Annotated in this window: 15 protein-coding genes and 1 pseudogene; 2 read left to right on the top strand and 14 right to left on the bottom strand. The window is 38.8% G+C overall.

The genetic code is table 11. The features are described 5' to 3' along the window. Positions 1 to 22: 22 nt before the first annotated feature. Entirely contained in the window at positions 23 to 718 is a 696-nt protein-coding gene (locus tag ACFOSE_RS01960) for a CPBP family intramembrane glutamic endopeptidase (RefSeq protein ID WP_380429790.1), read from the bottom strand. Positions 719 to 945: 227 nt separating this feature from the next. Between ACFOSE_RS01960 and ACFOSE_RS01955 the strand changes: the two genes are divergently transcribed. Next, positions 946 to 1596: a response regulator transcription factor gene (locus ACFOSE_RS01955; protein WP_380429787.1), complete on the top strand. Its 651-nt coding sequence runs from the start codon at positions 946 to 948 to the stop codon at positions 1594 to 1596. Between the two features lies 1 nt (position 1597). Next, positions 1598 to 2965 carry a sensor histidine kinase gene (locus ACFOSE_RS01950; RefSeq protein WP_380429785.1) on the top strand — a complete coding sequence of 456 codons (1368 nt, stop codon included), beginning with the start codon at positions 1598 to 1600 and terminating at the stop codon, positions 2963 to 2965. Between the two features lie 91 nt (positions 2966 to 3056). Here the strand turns inward: ACFOSE_RS01950 and xerS are convergent, their stop codons facing one another. The 13 genes and pseudogenes from xerS to ACFOSE_RS01885 form a co-directional block, all read right to left on the bottom strand. Next, positions 3057 to 4127: a tyrosine recombinase XerS gene (xerS, locus tag ACFOSE_RS01945; protein WP_380429782.1), complete on the bottom strand. Its 1071-nt coding sequence runs from the start codon at positions 4125 to 4127 to the stop codon at positions 3057 to 3059. A 201-nt stretch (positions 4128 to 4328) separates the two neighbouring features. Beyond that, on the bottom strand, positions 4329 to 5057 hold the full coding sequence (locus tag ACFOSE_RS01940) for an ABC transporter ATP-binding protein (protein ID WP_380429779.1): 729 nt from the start codon (positions 5055 to 5057) through the stop codon (positions 4329 to 4331). Positions 5058 to 5091: 34 nt separating this feature from the next. Continuing rightward, a complete protein-coding gene (locus ACFOSE_RS01935; protein WP_380429777.1) occupies positions 5092 to 6645 on the bottom strand; it encodes an FtsX-like permease family protein in 1554 nt (517 codons plus the stop codon). A 41-nt stretch (positions 6646 to 6686) separates the two neighbouring features. Further along, entirely contained in the window at positions 6687 to 7301 is a 615-nt protein-coding gene (locus tag ACFOSE_RS01930) for a hypothetical protein (RefSeq protein WP_380429775.1), read from the bottom strand. A 146-nt stretch (positions 7302 to 7447) separates the two neighbouring features. After that, positions 7448 to 8707, bottom strand: a complete 1260-nt coding sequence (locus tag ACFOSE_RS01925; RefSeq protein ID WP_380429772.1) for an MFS transporter — start codon at positions 8705 to 8707, stop codon at positions 7448 to 7450. 91 nt (positions 8708 to 8798) lie between these two features. After that, positions 8799 to 9326 carry a TetR/AcrR family transcriptional regulator gene (locus tag ACFOSE_RS01920; RefSeq protein ID WP_380429769.1) on the bottom strand — a complete coding sequence of 176 codons (528 nt, stop codon included), beginning with the start codon at positions 9324 to 9326 and terminating at the stop codon, positions 8799 to 8801. Between the two features lie 14 nt (positions 9327 to 9340). Next, a pseudogene (gene dhaM / locus ACFOSE_RS01915) lies at positions 9341 to 9722 on the bottom strand (dihydroxyacetone kinase phosphoryl donor subunit DhaM). A 51-nt stretch (positions 9723 to 9773) separates the two neighbouring features. After that, the gene (locus ACFOSE_RS01910) at positions 9774 to 10508 is read right to left on the bottom strand and encodes a DUF3307 domain-containing protein (RefSeq protein WP_380429767.1); all 735 of its coding nucleotides are present in this window, start codon (positions 10506 to 10508) and stop codon (positions 9774 to 9776) included. Then, on the bottom strand, positions 10501 to 11178 hold the full coding sequence (locus tag ACFOSE_RS01905) for a SatD family protein (RefSeq protein ID WP_380429764.1): 678 nt from the start codon (positions 11176 to 11178) through the stop codon (positions 10501 to 10503). Before ACFOSE_RS01905 ends, ACFOSE_RS01910 begins: the two co-directional genes overlap by 8 nt. Positions 11179 to 11239: 61 nt before the next feature. After that, complete coding sequence (locus tag ACFOSE_RS01900) at positions 11240 to 13042, bottom strand: hypothetical protein (RefSeq protein ID WP_380429762.1); 1803 nt, start codon at positions 13040 to 13042, stop codon at positions 11240 to 11242. A 38-nt stretch (positions 13043 to 13080) separates the two neighbouring features. After that, positions 13081 to 14643, bottom strand: coding sequence for a signal recognition particle protein (gene ffh, locus ACFOSE_RS01895; protein ID WP_380429759.1), 1563 nt, complete (start codon positions 14641 to 14643; stop codon positions 13081 to 13083). A gap of 36 nt (positions 14644 to 14679) precedes the next feature. Further along, positions 14680 to 15012 carry a putative DNA-binding protein gene (locus ACFOSE_RS01890; RefSeq protein WP_380429756.1) on the bottom strand — a complete coding sequence of 111 codons (333 nt, stop codon included), beginning with the start codon at positions 15010 to 15012 and terminating at the stop codon, positions 14680 to 14682. Positions 15013 to 15116: 104 nt separating this feature from the next. Beyond that, positions 15117 to 15815, bottom strand: coding sequence for a GntR family transcriptional regulator (locus tag ACFOSE_RS01885; protein ID WP_380429754.1), 699 nt, complete (start codon positions 15813 to 15815; stop codon positions 15117 to 15119). Between the last annotated feature and the right edge of the window lie 67 nt (positions 15816 to 15882).

The raw sequence follows: 15882 nt of genomic DNA, 5'->3' as shown, positions 1-15882 counted from the left end.
AATAAAGGCGCAAACATAATCCTTAGTTCCAAAAATAGGAGATAACTGATAGACCGATTACATCAGCAAGAGCATGCGCAAGGAAAAAGGGAAGCAGGTTCTGCGGTTTTAATTTTCTGTAGAGCAAATAGAAAATAAAGCCAACTAAAATTCCTAGAGCTAGAGCTGTACCTAAACCTTGGTAAGTATGAAAGCTGATGCGAATTATCAGTGAATAAAGCAAAGCCAACTTAGTATATTCCGACTTGACGGCAAGACAGACTCCCAGGAAAAAGATTTCTTCATAAAAGCCATTCAGCAAGGAATAGAGAATCAGCGATAGGTCTAAATTCGGGAAAAGCCGTGCCAAGCTTGGCGTTACAGAGGCTGACATATTATAACTAATCAAGGCATAGATATCCATAGCTAGAGCCGCCAGAATAAAGATACCTATAATTTTGATTAAAAGCCAGGGCTCAAGAACTATCCTCTTGGTCCAGATGGAGAAATCAAAATTTCTGAAAAGCAGATACATAAAGGCTAGGAAAAGCAGGAGTAACTGCAGAGCCAAGGCTCGGTAATTCTGCATACTGGAAAAGGTCAGATTCTCTTTCAATGTGCTCGTCTGATTGCTTAAAGCCATATACTGGAGTGTAGAATTATAAATCCCGTCACCGAACATGATGATGGTTATGATAAGAATATCAAACCATCTTAAAACAGTTATTTTTTCCTTCATTGAAAACCCACCCTTTCTATTTTTTTATTAAGGTGTCGCTCCTTTTATGTATATTTTAGCAAAGGTAGCTATTTCTCATCTATTTCCCATCTGTTTTTTACCTGTTTTTTAAGAGGCCGCTGGGTAAAAAAGGCAGTTGCTATTTCTTTTCTATAAAATCTCTTGACGACTTGCGAAAACAGCATTTTGTGCTTATAATTAAATAAGAAAAACTAGGAGATTTTTTTATGGCGCATATCATGGTGGTAGAGGATGACAAAGTCATTAATCAAGTCGTCTGCGAATTTTTAAAAGAACATAAACATAAGGTTAGACCAGTATTTGACGGGAAAGAGGCTTTAGCGTTTTTTCAGCAAGAGTCCTTTGACTTGCTGATTCTTGATATTATGATTCCGTCTTTAAGCGGCATTGAGCTTCTTAAAGAAATCCGCAAAACATCTTCAGTTCCTGTCCTGATGCTGACAGCAATGGCGGATGAATATACACAACTAGTCAGCTTTAATCATTTGATTAGCGATTATGTAGTTAAACCATTTTCTCCCTTGATTTTGATGAAGCGGATCGAAAACATCTTGCGGCAGCAAGGGGGGACTGAAAACCTTGCCGTATCAGACATCAAAGTCTACCCTGATAGCGGAGTCATTCAGATGGCTGGACAGGAAATCAGCCTAACCAAAAAAGAATATGACATTTTAATCTTTCTGTTGAAACGAAAGGGACGTATTGTCAGCCGAGACCAGCTGATGATGGCCATCTGGGGCTATAGTGAACTGGACAGCCGAGTTTTGGACAATCATATGAAAAATCTACGAAAAAAACTGCCATCCTTACCTTTGAAGACAGTAATTGGCCGTGGCTATCAGATTGAGGAGGATTAAGATGGGAATCGTTCGAAAAAACTTCCTCATTGTGACCTCCATGATAATCGCTACGGTTCTTGTTCTTTTGGCTGTTATTTATTATGCTATGCCTATTTATTATAATCAGGCTAAACAAGTTGAAATCAAAAAAGATTACCAAACTATTGTCAAGCAATTAGATGGAAAGTCGAAGAAAAAGCTATTGTCCCAGATCGCAGCCTATGACAAGACTAATCCAAATCTTCTGCTGACCTTGATGGATGATTCTGGTAAGATTCTGTATCCAGATGCATCAGATAAAGAGGCTGTCGACCAAAGACAAACTTATCTGGCAAAAGGACAGTTTGATCAAATCGGTAGTTGGTCAAAACTAATTACCAGTTCTGAAGGAGTAGATTATATTATTCAGGCGGAGTATGGCTTTCAGTCCTTGTCAGGCATCAGTCAGATTCTATTGACCTTTTATCCCTTTATTTTAATTTTAATTGTTTCGCTGGCTAGCTTAGTCGCTTATGTTTATAGTCGTCTGTCTAACAAGCGGATTCAGACGATTTCTGAAACAACGCGGAAGATGATGGACTTAGAAGAGGGACTTGCCTGTCAGATTAGCGGTCAAGATGAGATTGCTAATTTGGCTCAAAATATCAATCAACTCTATAAGCATCTTCTGAAAAGTATCGAAGAGTTAAAACAGGAGAACCAGCGGACGGCTGAACGTGAACGCCAGCAGGCTGATTTTCTGAGGATCACATCACATGAATTAAAAACTCCCATCGCCAGCAATCTAGCTCTGGTGGAGGGAATGCTTTATAATGTAGGTGATTTTAAAAATCATGATACCTATCTAAGAAAGAGTCGGGACATCCTTCAGGAACAGTCTGCCCTTGTTCAGTCTGTCCTAGATGCTACCAACCTGAACATAGGGATCAAGTCTCATCAGGAAAACATTGACGTCAAATCACTGATTGAGCAAAATCTAGACAGCTACCATATCTTGGCCGAAATGCGTTCTTATCAATTTTCAAGTGATTTAACCTCCTGTCAGGTAACTGCCAACCCTGCCTATCTTCTGAAAGCTATCAAAAACCTTTTGGACAATGCCTTTCGTTACACAAGAGAAGGAGGAATAATTCATCTAAGTCTTGCCGATGACTGTCTGATACTTGAAAATCAAGCTGAACAATTACTGACTGATGAGGAGTTAAAACACATATTTCAGCCTTTCTACCGACCTGATTTTAGTCGCGATCGCAAAGACGGGGGCACAGGCATGGGACTTTATATAGTTCAGCAGATTCTGGAGCAGCATGGCTTTTCCTATCAATTTAAACGAGAGAAAGATAAGATGCGCTTTGTTTTATTTTTTAAAAAAAGATCACAAGGCTAGGCTTAGCAAAATATCTGCCTAATAAAACCGCAACTTATTTTGAGTTGCGGTTTTATTGTTTACATAATTTATATTACGTTATATTTTAGCCTTATAGATTATCTAAGGCATTCTTTTGTTCATCATTGACGATGTGGGTATAAAGATCAGTAACCTGAGTAGAAGCATGTCCCAACTGATGACTAACTAAGACTTGCGATTTAGTAGCATCATAAAGTCGCGTTGCTAAAGTATGTCGAAGTTTGTGGGGCGTTACACGGACTTTAAAATCCTGTGAATATTTTCCCACCATTTTTTCAATACTAGAAGCATCAATACGATTGGGAAGACCACGGTATTCGGACAAGAAGAGAGCAACATCTTGTTTTTTAGCCTTGTAACGATTTTTCCGGATTTTCAAATAATCTTCTAAGTAGGGCTTTGCGAAACCAGCCACATTGACCGAGTCGTGCTTACCCCCCTTACGCGTAACTTCAATGACCATCATGTTGAGGTTGATATCCTTCAAATCAAGATTGACCGCTTCAGATAGGCGAACGCCAGAAGCTAGGAGCAGGGCCATAATAGCTAAATCACGTTCTTTATTTTTTCGGAAAGATGATTTAGCACGATTGGAGAGCTTATTTTCATATTCATTAGCAACATAGTCTAAGAATTCCATGGTCTCATCCCCTAAAAAGAGCTTTTGTTTGATATTTTCAGCACGGGCAGACAAAGTTTCTTTTTTCTTCTTAGTCGCTACCTTTTTCATGACATTTCGGTAGAAATAGGGTTCTCCCTGATCATTTTCAACCTCCTCAGTTAAATACTTATAGAGACTGGATAAGGCAGATAAGGTACGATTGATAGTGGTCTGCGAGACGCCATTTTTAGTGGAATAAGTGTTGAGCGAGGGACGTTCCCTCAAATAAAGGACAAAAGCTTCCATATCTTTTTTTGTCATTTTTTCTAGTATTTCAAGAGGAATATCAGCAATTTTTGCTACATTAGCGATATCAGAATCAAGCAGCCATTCAAAAAAGCGACGATATTCCTTGAGGTATTCATATAAGGTCGTAAAACTATAAGGAACAGAGAGTTTGGATTGGTAGTATTCTGAAACATACCAGGGCATGGTCGCCTTTAGCTCCTCAATTTTTTCTAACAAGAGTTCACGTTTCATATTTTTTCCTTTTATAATATTATATTGATTAGCTAGTGATAGTATACCATATACTTAGATATTTTTCAAGAAAATTACAGTTTTTCGGAAAGAAGTATGTAGGGTTGTCACCCCTAACAATTTCAGCAAGATTGATATATACAAACAGTAAATGTCAAAACGACTGCAAATCCTCAAAGTTTATTTACTTTGAGGATTTGATTATATTCCCAATCTTTTTGTTTCTTTTTCTATTTTGTTTCGAAAATCTGTATCTGTGCTTTTTGTGATTTCAGAAATAATCCGACCATCCTTCATAAATAAGATGTGTTTAGCATACGCAGCTATATGGCTGTCGTGTGTGATAAGGACAATAGTCTTTCCCTCTTCGTTTAATTTTCTGAAAATCTCCATCACTTCTTGACTCATTTGGGAATTGAGAGCCCCAGTTGGCTCATCAGCAAATATAAGAGACGGCTCATTAATCAATGCTCGACAAATATTAGCACGCTGTAGTTGTCCACCAGAAACTTGCTGGATAGTTGAATAAGCTAAATCACTTATCTTCATCATTTCAAGCAATTCGTAGCTGCGTTGATAAATCCTCTTTTTCTTCTGTTTTTTTAGCTGGAGAGCTGGCAAAACAATATTATCAACAATGGACAAATCACTGAGAAATTGACTTTTTTGAAAGACAAACCCCATATTTTCCAATCGCAGCTTACTTAACTGGCTATCAGATAAGTGCTTGAGAGAATTTTCATTAATGAAAACTTCCCCGTACTCATATTCATCTCTGTCCAATCCACTGATTTGATATAAGAGAGTCGATTTTCCGCAGCCTGACGGTCCCATAATCGTCATAAAATCTCCTTTTTGGACAATTAAATCAATATCCGTTAAGACTTGGTTCTTTCCGAAAAATTTTGATAAATGCTGAACTTTTAACATAAGATCCTTTCCCTTTTCTTTGATGTTTATTAGTTTAGTCGTTTTTATATGCTAATAATGATGTCTTTTTAGCAGGAATTAAGGTGAGGTAAGTGATGATAGCGAGATTCATGAAAATAATACAAAGAAAATTAACTAATTCAATCCAGTTCATTTCTATAAATGATATTTGCTGAATCCCAGAATTTATCAGTTGTAACAATATACTTATGAGAAATTTTCCTAGATACTGCACTGCTATTATTCCGCTAAAAGCTCCTAATAAAGAGCTTATGAGTAGCGGATACAGTTCCTGAAGGTAGATAGAGGAAAAGGGAATTCCTAAAGTACGTTTAAAGATAATTTCTTTTTGATGTCGATTGATATGTAAAGTCAAAAAGAAGAATAAAATACCACTGAAAACCAGTAAACACACACTTAGCATAGCATAGAAGGTTTTTTGAAGCTGTTGAATCACACCTCCTAAGGTCTGTTGGATAAATCCTTGTGCATCACTAATACGGTATCCTGTCTTACTGAATGCGGAAGATAGCGCTCGCAAGGTTGCTTTCTTTTGCTTGCTGTTAGCAAGATGCAGATAAAAGATGTATTTTTGAGCATTTGCTTGAGGAAGGTTTCTAGTCATTTTAGCTGTCTTACCACCATTTGTGATATCTTGATACAGCCCTACAATTTTTAAAGAATAGGATTGACCATTAACAGTAAAAGTAAGCGTGTCTCCTACATTTTTTCCGAGTTCATCGGCGGCAAGAAGAGAAAGACTGATTTCTCGGTCAGTTTTTGCTGACGAACCTTTAAGGTAATGAAGTTTTGTTCCGGTATTTTTTCCTATATCCGTTGGCAAGCTGATCACTTTTCCTTCTGAAGAAATTGCTTGTAAGGATGTTCGTTTAATTTCATCATAGGAAAATGAGTGGGGTTTAGCGAATGTTTGCAAGATTTGTTTAGCTGTTTTCGCTCTACTTTCTATTGCTCTCCCCTCTACTACTTCCACAGAAATATCATAGGGTCTACTCCCCATGTAGGTGATAAATTCTGAATCATTCATGGTACTAATGAGACGATAAGGCAGAAAAATAGCAAAACTTACTAAAAGGCAGAGCCAGAATGGAAAAGCGTAGCTATTTTTTAGTTTTCGTCTTGTTACCAAACCATTTGCAGATAAGTGATGAACAGGAGGGAGCGAATGCTTTTTCTTACGCAGTTTGCTGAATCCATTTTCCTGAACAAGAAGCTCCACAACACTCGCTTTCTTAATCCGATTTAAAACCTTAGAGGAATAAAAACAAACAAAACAGAAAAGTAAGAATGCAATCACAAATCCTAATACCCCGTTAGATAAGGATAGACTCGTCTCCCCGAAGGTTTCTCGGATTCTCTTGGTGGTAATAGGTAAGAAAAGAATCGCCAAAGGATATCCTATCAAACTGCCGACACTAGCTATCAGAACTATCTTTTGCAGATAAAGCCATTTAAGTGTTTTGTTGGGTAGTCCAATGGCTTTTAAAAGACCTATTTCGCTGCTTTCTCTCTCAATCTCTGCCAGTAGAATAAAACGAAGGCAAATCAGCGTGATGAGAACTAACAAGCCTCCTGCCATAAAATAAATAGCTGCACTAGCCAAATCTGTCAAAGCACTGATAAAAAAAGCATTTGGTAGGTTAGAGAGGGGCCATTTTGCGGTAAATTTTCTTTTTTATAGGCTGATTGGTAGCTGTTCGCTTGATCTTTATCTGTAAAATAGGTCTCAATGATGGCTTCCTTTTGCGAAAGTTCTTTTGCCAACTCTGCAAAATCAGTATCACTTACCAAAAAACGTGTGGAGGAGGCAAGTGTTGAGTTCATCTGTGCGTCATGCGCCACTTCTGTGATGGTAAATGTTTTACTAAACGTTCCTTCTTGAATACGCAACCGATCTCCAACTTCCATAGAAAATTGATCCAACAAAATTTTAGGAACCGCTATTTCTCCTTGTTTCAGTTGTATTTTTTCGTTCTTGGCATCTAAAAGGAGATCGTAGGTCTTATTTTGCTTAACAAAACTGATATCTAACTGATAAGCTGACAAGGAATAATGATCATTGTTATGGTAGACTGTCAGTTGATTCCCTTCAACATTAAGGAGCTGAACAGTCTGCCAAGCCTTAACTCCAAGATAAGATTGATTAAAGCGATTAATGTCTGCTTGGTTTAATAGACCACGATGCATTTGAATAAAATGCGGTGGCTTTGCAACTTGATACATATCTGAAATACTGACTACTGTCTGGCTAATGAGAAAAAAAAACTGTACAGGCAATAAAAGTTGATAAGCCTATCAAAATAGCCAGCAAAGCATTTCTCGCGGGGTGTTGCTTGAGGTGAGTCTTTAATAATAGTTGATAGAACATCTCATCTCTCCTTAACTATGTTGATTTGTTTGATAGAGCGATTACGGCCAATCATAAGAGAACTAATGATAAGACCAACTCCCGATATAATCAGCATAAGACCAATCCCTCTACCTGCACCGCTTCCGATTAATCGTCCAATTGTCCGTGCCAGAAAACCTTGTTCAGCCATAGCAGGTTCAAATAAATGGTCTGCCAGAAAACCGGCACATAAGTAAGCAATGACCGTTCCAAATTGAGTTATAAAACTAATCATCCCCCACATTCTTCCCTGCAATTCATTGGGAATGGCAACCCTGACCAAAACATCAGCGCAGCTATTAACAAAGGCCAAAGTCACAAAGAAAAGGAAAATCATGATACCGACCCACCAGACTTGCATAACAAAACCAGATAGCCCGATGAAAATACCAGCTAAAAAACCAGCTTGTGCTAAAATCTCCGCATGCCGACTATGAATGCCTTTGGTCCCAATCCATAGACTTCCAACTAATAATCCTACTGTACAGAGCGCTTCCATAACCCCAACAGTTTGTGTATCAGCCATATTTAAGACTAGAGGCTCTATCAAAACTTGAACCAAACCGATGAAGAAACACACCAAAGTCATCATGCTAATCAAGGATTGTAAACCTTTGTAACTTCGGGTGAGCTTCCACGTTTCGCCAAATGAAATTTGATCCTTGTGTGCTTGATTTGAAGTCTTTATCCCTTTTTTAACAAAGAAAATCAAGAGAACAGCTACTATGAATGATACAATATCCAGCCAAAGTATAAAACGGATATCAAAGTAAGCCAGAAAGAATCCTGCCAGTGCAGGAGAAATCAAGTATCGTGAACTAGCAGCCAGCTGAACCATACCGCTGGCCTTAGCATACTCATCTTTAGTCAATAAGTCACTCACGGTTACACGATATGCGGGTTCAACGAGTGCTGAAAAGATTGCACTTACAGTAACGCCAAGATAAATAGGACATAAATCAGTTGATCCAACATCCACTTGCCAGACAATATAGAGCAGGCCTAAGATAGAGAAGCTATCGCCAATCATCATTAAAAGTCTGCGGTCGTAACGATCCGCCAAGAAACCTCCAAACGGAGCTAATAAAACAGTTGGTAAAAATGCCAACAAGGTGATGAGCGAAACAGCTGTTACGCTGTTAGTAACCTTTAAAGCGTAAATGGTCATAGCAAAAGCAGACATTCCTCCGCCAATACTGGAGATGAGCTCTCCAAACCATATGGTTAAAAATTTTTTCATTGCTTTTCTCCTTTAAAATAACAAAAATAGACCGTCGGTCGGTAGAGCCTAAAAAGAAAATTGCAGTTACTGCAATTCTTTAACGAGCAGCCTAGTTTTCGATTCCTAACTGTCTAAACAGTAAAAATTGAAAAGCTTCTAACAGCTGTTCTTCTTCTTGCTTATCTAACTGGAAAATTCCTTCATCAAAGAGTGTAGCCACAGCAACAAGGATAATCTGTATCAGCTGTTTGGGGTAAGGACAGTCAAACTGACCCTGCTGCACCCCTTCTTCGATAATCGCAGTTAGAAGAGGCGTCATTTCCTGCAAAATGGCTTGTAATGATTTTTGATGCAAGAGAGCATTTTTAGGCTTATGCATATCTTTTAGGAGATTGCCTCCGTAAACATCTGTGATATTCATGCTTTGAAAAGCCTCTAAAAGCTTTGTTTTGGGATCACTAGTTGATTTGACGACCTTTTGTACTCTTGCTTTAAGGAGTGATGTGGCTTCACTGACCACCGCCTCTAATACCTCTTCCTTAGATTTAAAATAATAGTAAAAAGTCCCCTTCGCAATTCCGACAATCTTTAAAATGTCATTAACACTGGTTTTTTCAAATCCCTTTTCTTGAAACAAATTTGTTGCAGCAGCTAGAATTTCTTCTCTTCGCTCATCAATTTCTCCAACTGTTCTTCGATTGCTGACAAATCGGCTCCTGCTTGTACGAGGGCAGCAGCTGCATAAGCTCCTTCAACAATAGGAACATTTTTAAGGAGAATATTTTTATCGGAGAAGTCAGCAATCATTTCTAGGTTCATTTTGGCAGATCCTAAATCAAAGAAAGCTAAAAGCTAAAAGATTGGTTTTGAGATTATTTTCAATGACTTTTTGCACTTGATTAAAACTTGTACCTATTCCTCCAGTTTCATTGCCACCAACATAAGTAATAGCAACATCTTTGGCGACTTCTTCAATTAAGTCTGCAACGCCTTGTGCAATATTTTTTGAATGCGAAACAATGACAATTCCAATTCATAGAAAAAACCGAGACTAAATTTTTCAATCTCGGTTGACTTATTTAACTTAAGAAAACAGAAAATAAATGATGAGCACACTAATAATGCTGAATAAGGATCCGATTAGATAATATTCTGCAAAGGCTTGGTTTTTAGAGATTTTATCGTAACGGGCAATTGATTTGGCAGTAAATACCAATGCTATGGCTGCGAATTGTCCTAAGATCAGCAAAATCCCCATGGTAAGACGCTCTAAATTTCCAATAAGAGCACCAGCTCCTACGATCGTCTCGTCCTCCTCTTCTGAGGCTGTCTGAACCTGATATTTGCTGAAGAAGAGTTTAAAAGCAATATTGACAGGCTTGGTTATCAGAAGTAAGAATAAAGCAATTTGAATAAGCTGACTATTGCTTTCTAGCCAATCAGAGGTTGCTGGCTTAAGCAAGTTATAACTGGCAACAATGGCGGTATAATGCAGCAATTGGTCGATCAGAAAGATGTATTTATCTTTATCTTGAGCAGAAATTATGGGGGCTAGGTAGAATTTAGCATAGTCAATCAGGATATGACTAAATAAGGCCAAGCTCAAAAAATTCCAGGCTGACGAATCAATCAGTAAACAAATTAGCAAAGGAATGGCAACAATGACCAAGTGCTGATTGAGAGCTGCCTTGCTGTAAACTTTTTTATCTGCTAGTGACTGACTTTGCCATTGAAAATCCGCCAGAAAATGTGCGATAAAGGTCAAAGTTAAAATTGGATTCTCCAATAAATAGGTTGAAAGAGATAGGTTTTCAAGCATTGTTTTGCTCCACCTCCTTAATGTTACTCAATATCAGGTCTGCCGCTGTTTTGCGGCCGCGCAAATAATGTTTGATACCACTAGCCTTGAGACGTTTGGTAAAACCGCTGGGTTCGATGCCTAGGAATCTGGCAATTTTTTGATGCTCAAAATATTCCTGATAGTTGTTTTCTCGCAATAACTCACGAAGTATGGCTTGCTGATTGCTGGTCCATTTAGATTTTATGAAATCCCCTGCTGACAGCAGGCTATTGACGGTATTTTGAAGCAGTTGATCATCACAGTTTAGAGCTATTTGCGTAACACCGTAGTCATTTTTGTCATGAACATAATCAATTGCTGAACGGGCCAACCAAAAGGCAGGACCGTCCGATCCGATGCTCTGGACTGTGTTGATTGGTGTCGCCATGCTGCCGAGACCTAGACCGAAACGGACCTTAATAGGATCTAAGGCTACTGCGATATCATCGATTAACTGAAAAAGATTATCGTTAGGTGTTAATAGAGCCTGAAATTCATCACCGGTCGTTACGGTAAAGGGCGACACCAGAATATCTTGGTATTTTTGATTGATTTTAGTCATCAGTGACAATAGTTCTTCTTGCACTTGAGCTCGTTTTTCTATTTTTTTGGAATCAATAAGGTCACCAATGATAGCAATGTAAAGCATAGGAAGAAACTTCTTTCTGTATTTTTTGTCTATTATAACAGACAAAAACAAAAATGTCTATTCAAATAGACATTTTATAAGGTGTTTTTCTTTTCATTCGTTTGAGTGCTGGTAACCAGCTGCTAAAATGCCTCAAACTATTATTGATATAGACGATATGAACGATAATATTGAGCAATGTCAGGACTGAGAAAAGAAAGGCAATTTTAGCTAGAGGGGTGTAGTCGTAGCTAATTTCTACCTGGTGCTCTCCGGGCGGCAGATAGACCATAGTTGATCCACTGCTTTTACTCAAGAGGCTAGAAACAGGCTGACCATCAATCCAAGCAATTTGCCCCTTATAATGATAGACAGGCAAATCGACAATTTGGCTATCCCAGCTCGGATTGATAACTGTAAAGATGGCAGAGGAATTTTCAAAGCTTGCCCAGCTCTCCAGCTGATTACTGGTTGAATTGTGTTCAAAGACACGATGATGGATCTTGTTATCCGCATCATAAATCTCACGCTTCTTCCCTTGCGAATGATTGGCATAGTCGGTCAACATTATAGAGTTAGCTAATTTATTTGGACTGTTGCGCTTAGAGAGTTCGCTAGAGTGGTTGACAGGATTCTTGTGAACATCATTAAAGTAATTGTAGCATGTTGTGCTATGGACGAGCATCAAGGTCACTAATAAGATGAGGTAGATAGATCCTCGTCCTAAATACTTAAATGAGCTGTGACCAATAAACTTGGCCAATAAAAAGAAGACAAATAAAGAAATATAGGCATTCAACCGCCAGACAAATTGAATGGTGCTAAGAGCCGACAGGTCAAAGAAAGGCGTTTCTAAGATAATTAAAATAAGGGTCAGACCAAAGAGATAATAATCAATGGCCTTAATTTTTTTGATAAAGAAACTCCGGATAAGGAAACCGATAACTAAAAGAAAACTGATTAGGACAAAGAGACCGAAGGTATGCTGCTGCAAATCGTTTAAAAAGGCAGTCGAAATCAGGTCTGATAATTTTTTAACTTCGAGATCATCGGTGAATTTCCCGGGGATAATCAAACGATGATAATTTAATTGCTCTAACATGGGGAAGAGCTGGAAACTTCCCATAGCAAAGCCGGCCAAGCCGGCTACGGCCAAATAACCACTGCGGACCAGTCGCTCTTTGGAAAACCATATTGTCGTCAGGTAGATAAAGATAACAAGGACAACAGCCATGACAAAAGATAAGATATGACTGTAAAGAATCAAAGTAATCCCAAAAGATAGGTAATACCACTTTCCATAATTACCTCGGAGAATCAGATAAAGTCCAGAGAATACTAAGGGAAGAAAGGTTATGGCGATAAGTTCCCCCACAGCAAAGCGAATGATAAAATTATCCAGACGATAAGCTGCGAAGGTATAGAGCAGGGCAAATAAATGGGAAGACCAACGCGAATGTAAGATTTTTAGACTTGAAAAGTAAGCGATAAAATAGGTTAAACTTGTTAGGATGTAAAAGTAAATCATCCAAGCCTTGTAAAAATCATGAAAAAGAGAATATAAGAGATAATAGGGATAATAAGTCAGATAGGGATAAAAGAAATTGATTCCCTGCCCTACCTTATAAAAGGATCGAAAATTAACTGGACTGTGCCAGATACCAGCAAGACCACGCACCCTATCAATATGGAAATGTAAATCATCCCCATACAGTCCCCCTCTACTTCCAAATAATACGGGAAGTAAGTAGAGTAAAGAGACCAAGAAAGAAATGATAGCTACTTGAAAATAATGAGGTAGGCTAAGAAAGCGACTTTTTGCCGAATAATAACCATCTTTAATCAAGGTCATCATTTTGCCTGGGATAGCAAGCTGTGAATTCATTTAGAGTCTTTCTCCAAGTTTGTTTAAATGTAACTTATTTATTTTTTGCGTTTCTTCTTCGCTTTTTTGAGTTTGTTGGCTTGACGTTTCATGGCTTGTTTCATGGCGAAGGAACCAACTTTTCCTTTGAGACCGCCCCCCATCATTTGACTGAGGTCCATATCACGCCCTAACGCTGACAAGTCGGGCATCCCCCTTTGTCCCATCATGCCTTCAAGGGTACTGGCATCCATGCCGGCAGGCATATTTTTGGGCATATTATTAGGATCGATCCCCATCTGACGCATAGCCTTGTTCATATCGCCAGACATTACCCCCTGCATCATGGATTTAGCCTGATTAAAGTCCTTAATGAATTTATTGACATCCACAAAACTATTTCCAGAACCCGCTGCAATACGACGGCGACGGCTAGGATTGAGCAAATCCGGATTTTCACGTTCTTCTGGCGTCATTGACGAAACAATGGCACGTTTGCGAGCGATATCGCGCTCATCAACCTTGACATTAGCTAAAGCTGGATTATTGGCCATACCAGGAATCATCTTGATGATATCTTCCATCGGTCCCATATTTTGCACCTGATCCAATTGTTCAATAAAGTCATTGAAATCAAAGGTGTTTTCACGCATTTTTTCAGCAATCTCTGCTGAGCGCTGCTCATCATATTCTTGACTGGCCTTTTCAATCAAGGTCAACAGGTCGCCCATACCCAGGACTCGACTGGACATCCGATCTGGGTGGAAGGTTTCAATATCGGTAATCTTTTCGCCAGTACCGGTGAATTTTATTGGTTTACCAGTAATTTGGCGCACTGAGAGAGCGGCCCCACCGCGAGTATCCCCATCAATTTTAGTTAGGACTACCCCAGTGATATCAAGCTGTTGATTGAACTCACGCGCAATATTGGCGGCTTCCTGACCAATCATACTGTCGACAACTAGTAAGATTTCATTTGGTTGGGCTAGATCTTTGATGTCCTGCAGTTCTTGCATAAGGGTCTCATCAATTTGTAAACGACCAGCCGTATCAACCAGAACATAGTCATTGTGTTTTTCTTTGGCTAGTGCTAGACCATTTTTAACAATATCGGTAGCCGAAACTTCAGTTCCCATATCAAAGACAGGAACATCAATTTGTTCCCCAATTGTCTTCAACTGGTCAATAGCAGCGGGACGGTAGATATCCGCCGCAATCATTAAGGGACGTGCATTCTCTTCTTTGATGAGCTTGTTGGCCAATTTACCGGCAAAAGTTGTCTTACCAGCCCCTTGTAGACCAATCATCATAATGACGGTCGGAATCTTAGGTGCTTTTTCGATTTCAGCTGTTTCTGCTCCTAAGATCTCAGTCAGTTCTTCATTGACAATCTTAATAATTTGCTGCGTTGGATCCAAGGTATCGATAATCTCGTGCCCGACAGCACGTTCACGAACCCTTTTGATGAAATCCTTGACAACTGGCAGAGCAACGTCTGCTTCCAGTAAGGCCAGACGAATCTCTTTAGTAACTTCCTGAACATCCTTATCAGAAAGTTTCTTCTTTCCTCGGATATTTTTAAAAACACCTTGTAGGCGTTCTGTTAAACTTTCAAAAGCCATAATAGCAGTCTTCCTTCACTTCTACTTCTGTTTTATTTAGTCGCGATTATCAATACTGGCTAAAAGAGAAATATTTTCCTGAAGAAAAAGATCATCCGGATATTTCTCCATAATAGCATCGAAAATTTCGCTGCGTACAATATAGTCAGAATACATATGGAGTTTCATCTCATAGTCTTCTAAAATTTTTTCGGTACGTTTGATATTGTCATAAACAGCCTGACGACTGACACCGAACTCTTCAGCAATTTCGGCCAGACTGTAGTCATCCGCATAGTAGAGCTCTATATAGTTCATTTGTTTATCCGTCAATAACGGTGCATAGAACTCAAAGAGCGCATTCATACGATTGGTTTTTTCAATTTCCATAAGCCATATTATATCAAAAAAATCTAGTATTTTATAGCCTATTCCTCTCAGATTTCTTATTAAAAACAAAATTAAAAATTTGCATAAATAAAAATACGCAAACTTTATTTGTTTTCGAGATAAAACTCAAAACGACCAGCAACATATTTGCTACGTACAAATTCAAAGGGGCGGCCATCTTCCAAATAAGAAGTCTGGGTTAAGGCTAGCATAGCATGCCCTTCTTCAATGGCCAGATAGGAAGCCAGTTTTTTGTCGGCGATATCTGCCGAAATGGTCTGCTGACTTTTGCCAATGATGTAGCCGTGATTAGTCAGCGTTTGGAAGAAATGCTCTGTCACTTCTTCTCTCTTAAAGGGACGAATCAATTTTTCGGGAACACTGGTCACCTCATAAACGACGGGAATATCATCTGCATAACGTACCCGCTCCATTCTTATAATGTAAGATTTTGGTGTAATCTCTAAATGACGTATTTCCTTATCATTGGGATAACATCGCTTGTAAGAAATCAATTGACTGGATGGTTCTTTTCCTTGGGATTTAATAATCTCTGTAAAACTAGTTGTTCCCCGCATTTTATCTCGCACGCGTTGGCTGGCAACATAGGTTCCGCTGCCTACACGACGTTCTAAAATTCCTTCATCTACCAACAGGGTGATAGCTTGACGCAGGGTCATTCGGCTGACGTCAAAGCTGTCTGACAGATCTCTTTCGCTGGGCAGGCGGCTTCCGATTTTCCAAATACCCTGATCGATGTCGTGTTTAATAGCATCATGAATCCGAATATAGGCTGGTAACATTAGGAATCTCCTTTTGAATTGTCTATATAGTATTGTAGCATTTTTTAGTTTAAAAAAATAGCAAAGC

Origin of the sequence: Streptococcus dentapri (genome assembly GCF_042649885.1) — a bacterium.
Taxonomy (GTDB): domain Bacteria; phylum Bacillota; class Bacilli; order Lactobacillales; family Streptococcaceae; genus Streptococcus; species Streptococcus dentapri.
The sequence above is the reverse complement of the archived record's forward strand: the minus strand, read 5'-3'. Positions and strand labels throughout refer to the sequence as shown.

What these genes read in the sequence shown, in the direction of transcription:
- ffh (WP_380429759.1), bottom strand. Translation starts at nt 14,643, where the DNA reads ATGGCTTTTGAAAGTTTAACAGAACGCCTACAAGGTGTTTTTAAAAAT.
- ACFOSE_RS01955 (WP_380429787.1), top strand. Translation starts at nt 946, where the DNA reads ATGGCGCATATCATGGTGGTAGAGGATGACAAAGTCATTAATCAAGTC.
- ACFOSE_RS01925 (WP_380429772.1), bottom strand. Translation starts at nt 8,707, where the DNA reads ATGAAAAAATTTTTAACCATATGGTTTGGAGAGCTCATCTCCAGTATT.
- ACFOSE_RS01940 (WP_380429779.1), bottom strand. Translation starts at nt 5,057, where the DNA reads ATGTTAAAAGTTCAGCATTTATCAAAATTTTTCGGAAAGAACCAAGTC.
- xerS (WP_380429782.1), bottom strand. Translation starts at nt 4,127, where the DNA reads ATGAAACGTGAACTCTTGTTAGAAAAAATTGAGGAGCTAAAGGCGACC.
- ACFOSE_RS01950 (WP_380429785.1), top strand. Translation starts at nt 1,598, where the DNA reads ATGGGAATCGTTCGAAAAAACTTCCTCATTGTGACCTCCATGATAATC.
- ACFOSE_RS01930 (WP_380429775.1), bottom strand. Translation starts at nt 7,301, where the DNA reads ATGTATCAAGTTGCAAAGCCACCGCATTTTATTCAAATGCATCGTGGT.
- ACFOSE_RS01885 (WP_380429754.1), bottom strand. Translation starts at nt 15,815, where the DNA reads ATGTTACCAGCCTATATTCGGATTCATGATGCTATTAAACACGACATC.
- ACFOSE_RS01890 (WP_380429756.1), bottom strand. Translation starts at nt 15,012, where the DNA reads ATGGAAATTGAAAAAACCAATCGTATGAATGCGCTCTTTGAGTTCTAT.
- ACFOSE_RS01960 (WP_380429790.1), bottom strand. Translation starts at nt 718, where the DNA reads ATGAAGGAAAAAATAACTGTTTTAAGATGGTTTGATATTCTTATCATA.
- ACFOSE_RS01900 (WP_380429762.1), bottom strand. Translation starts at nt 13,042, where the DNA reads ATGAATTCACAGCTTGCTATCCCAGGCAAAATGATGACCTTGATTAAA.
- ACFOSE_RS01905 (WP_380429764.1), bottom strand. Translation starts at nt 11,178, where the DNA reads ATGCTTTACATTGCTATCATTGGTGACCTTATTGATTCCAAAAAAATA.
- ACFOSE_RS01910 (WP_380429767.1), bottom strand. Translation starts at nt 10,508, where the DNA reads ATGCTTGAAAACCTATCTCTTTCAACCTATTTATTGGAGAATCCAATT.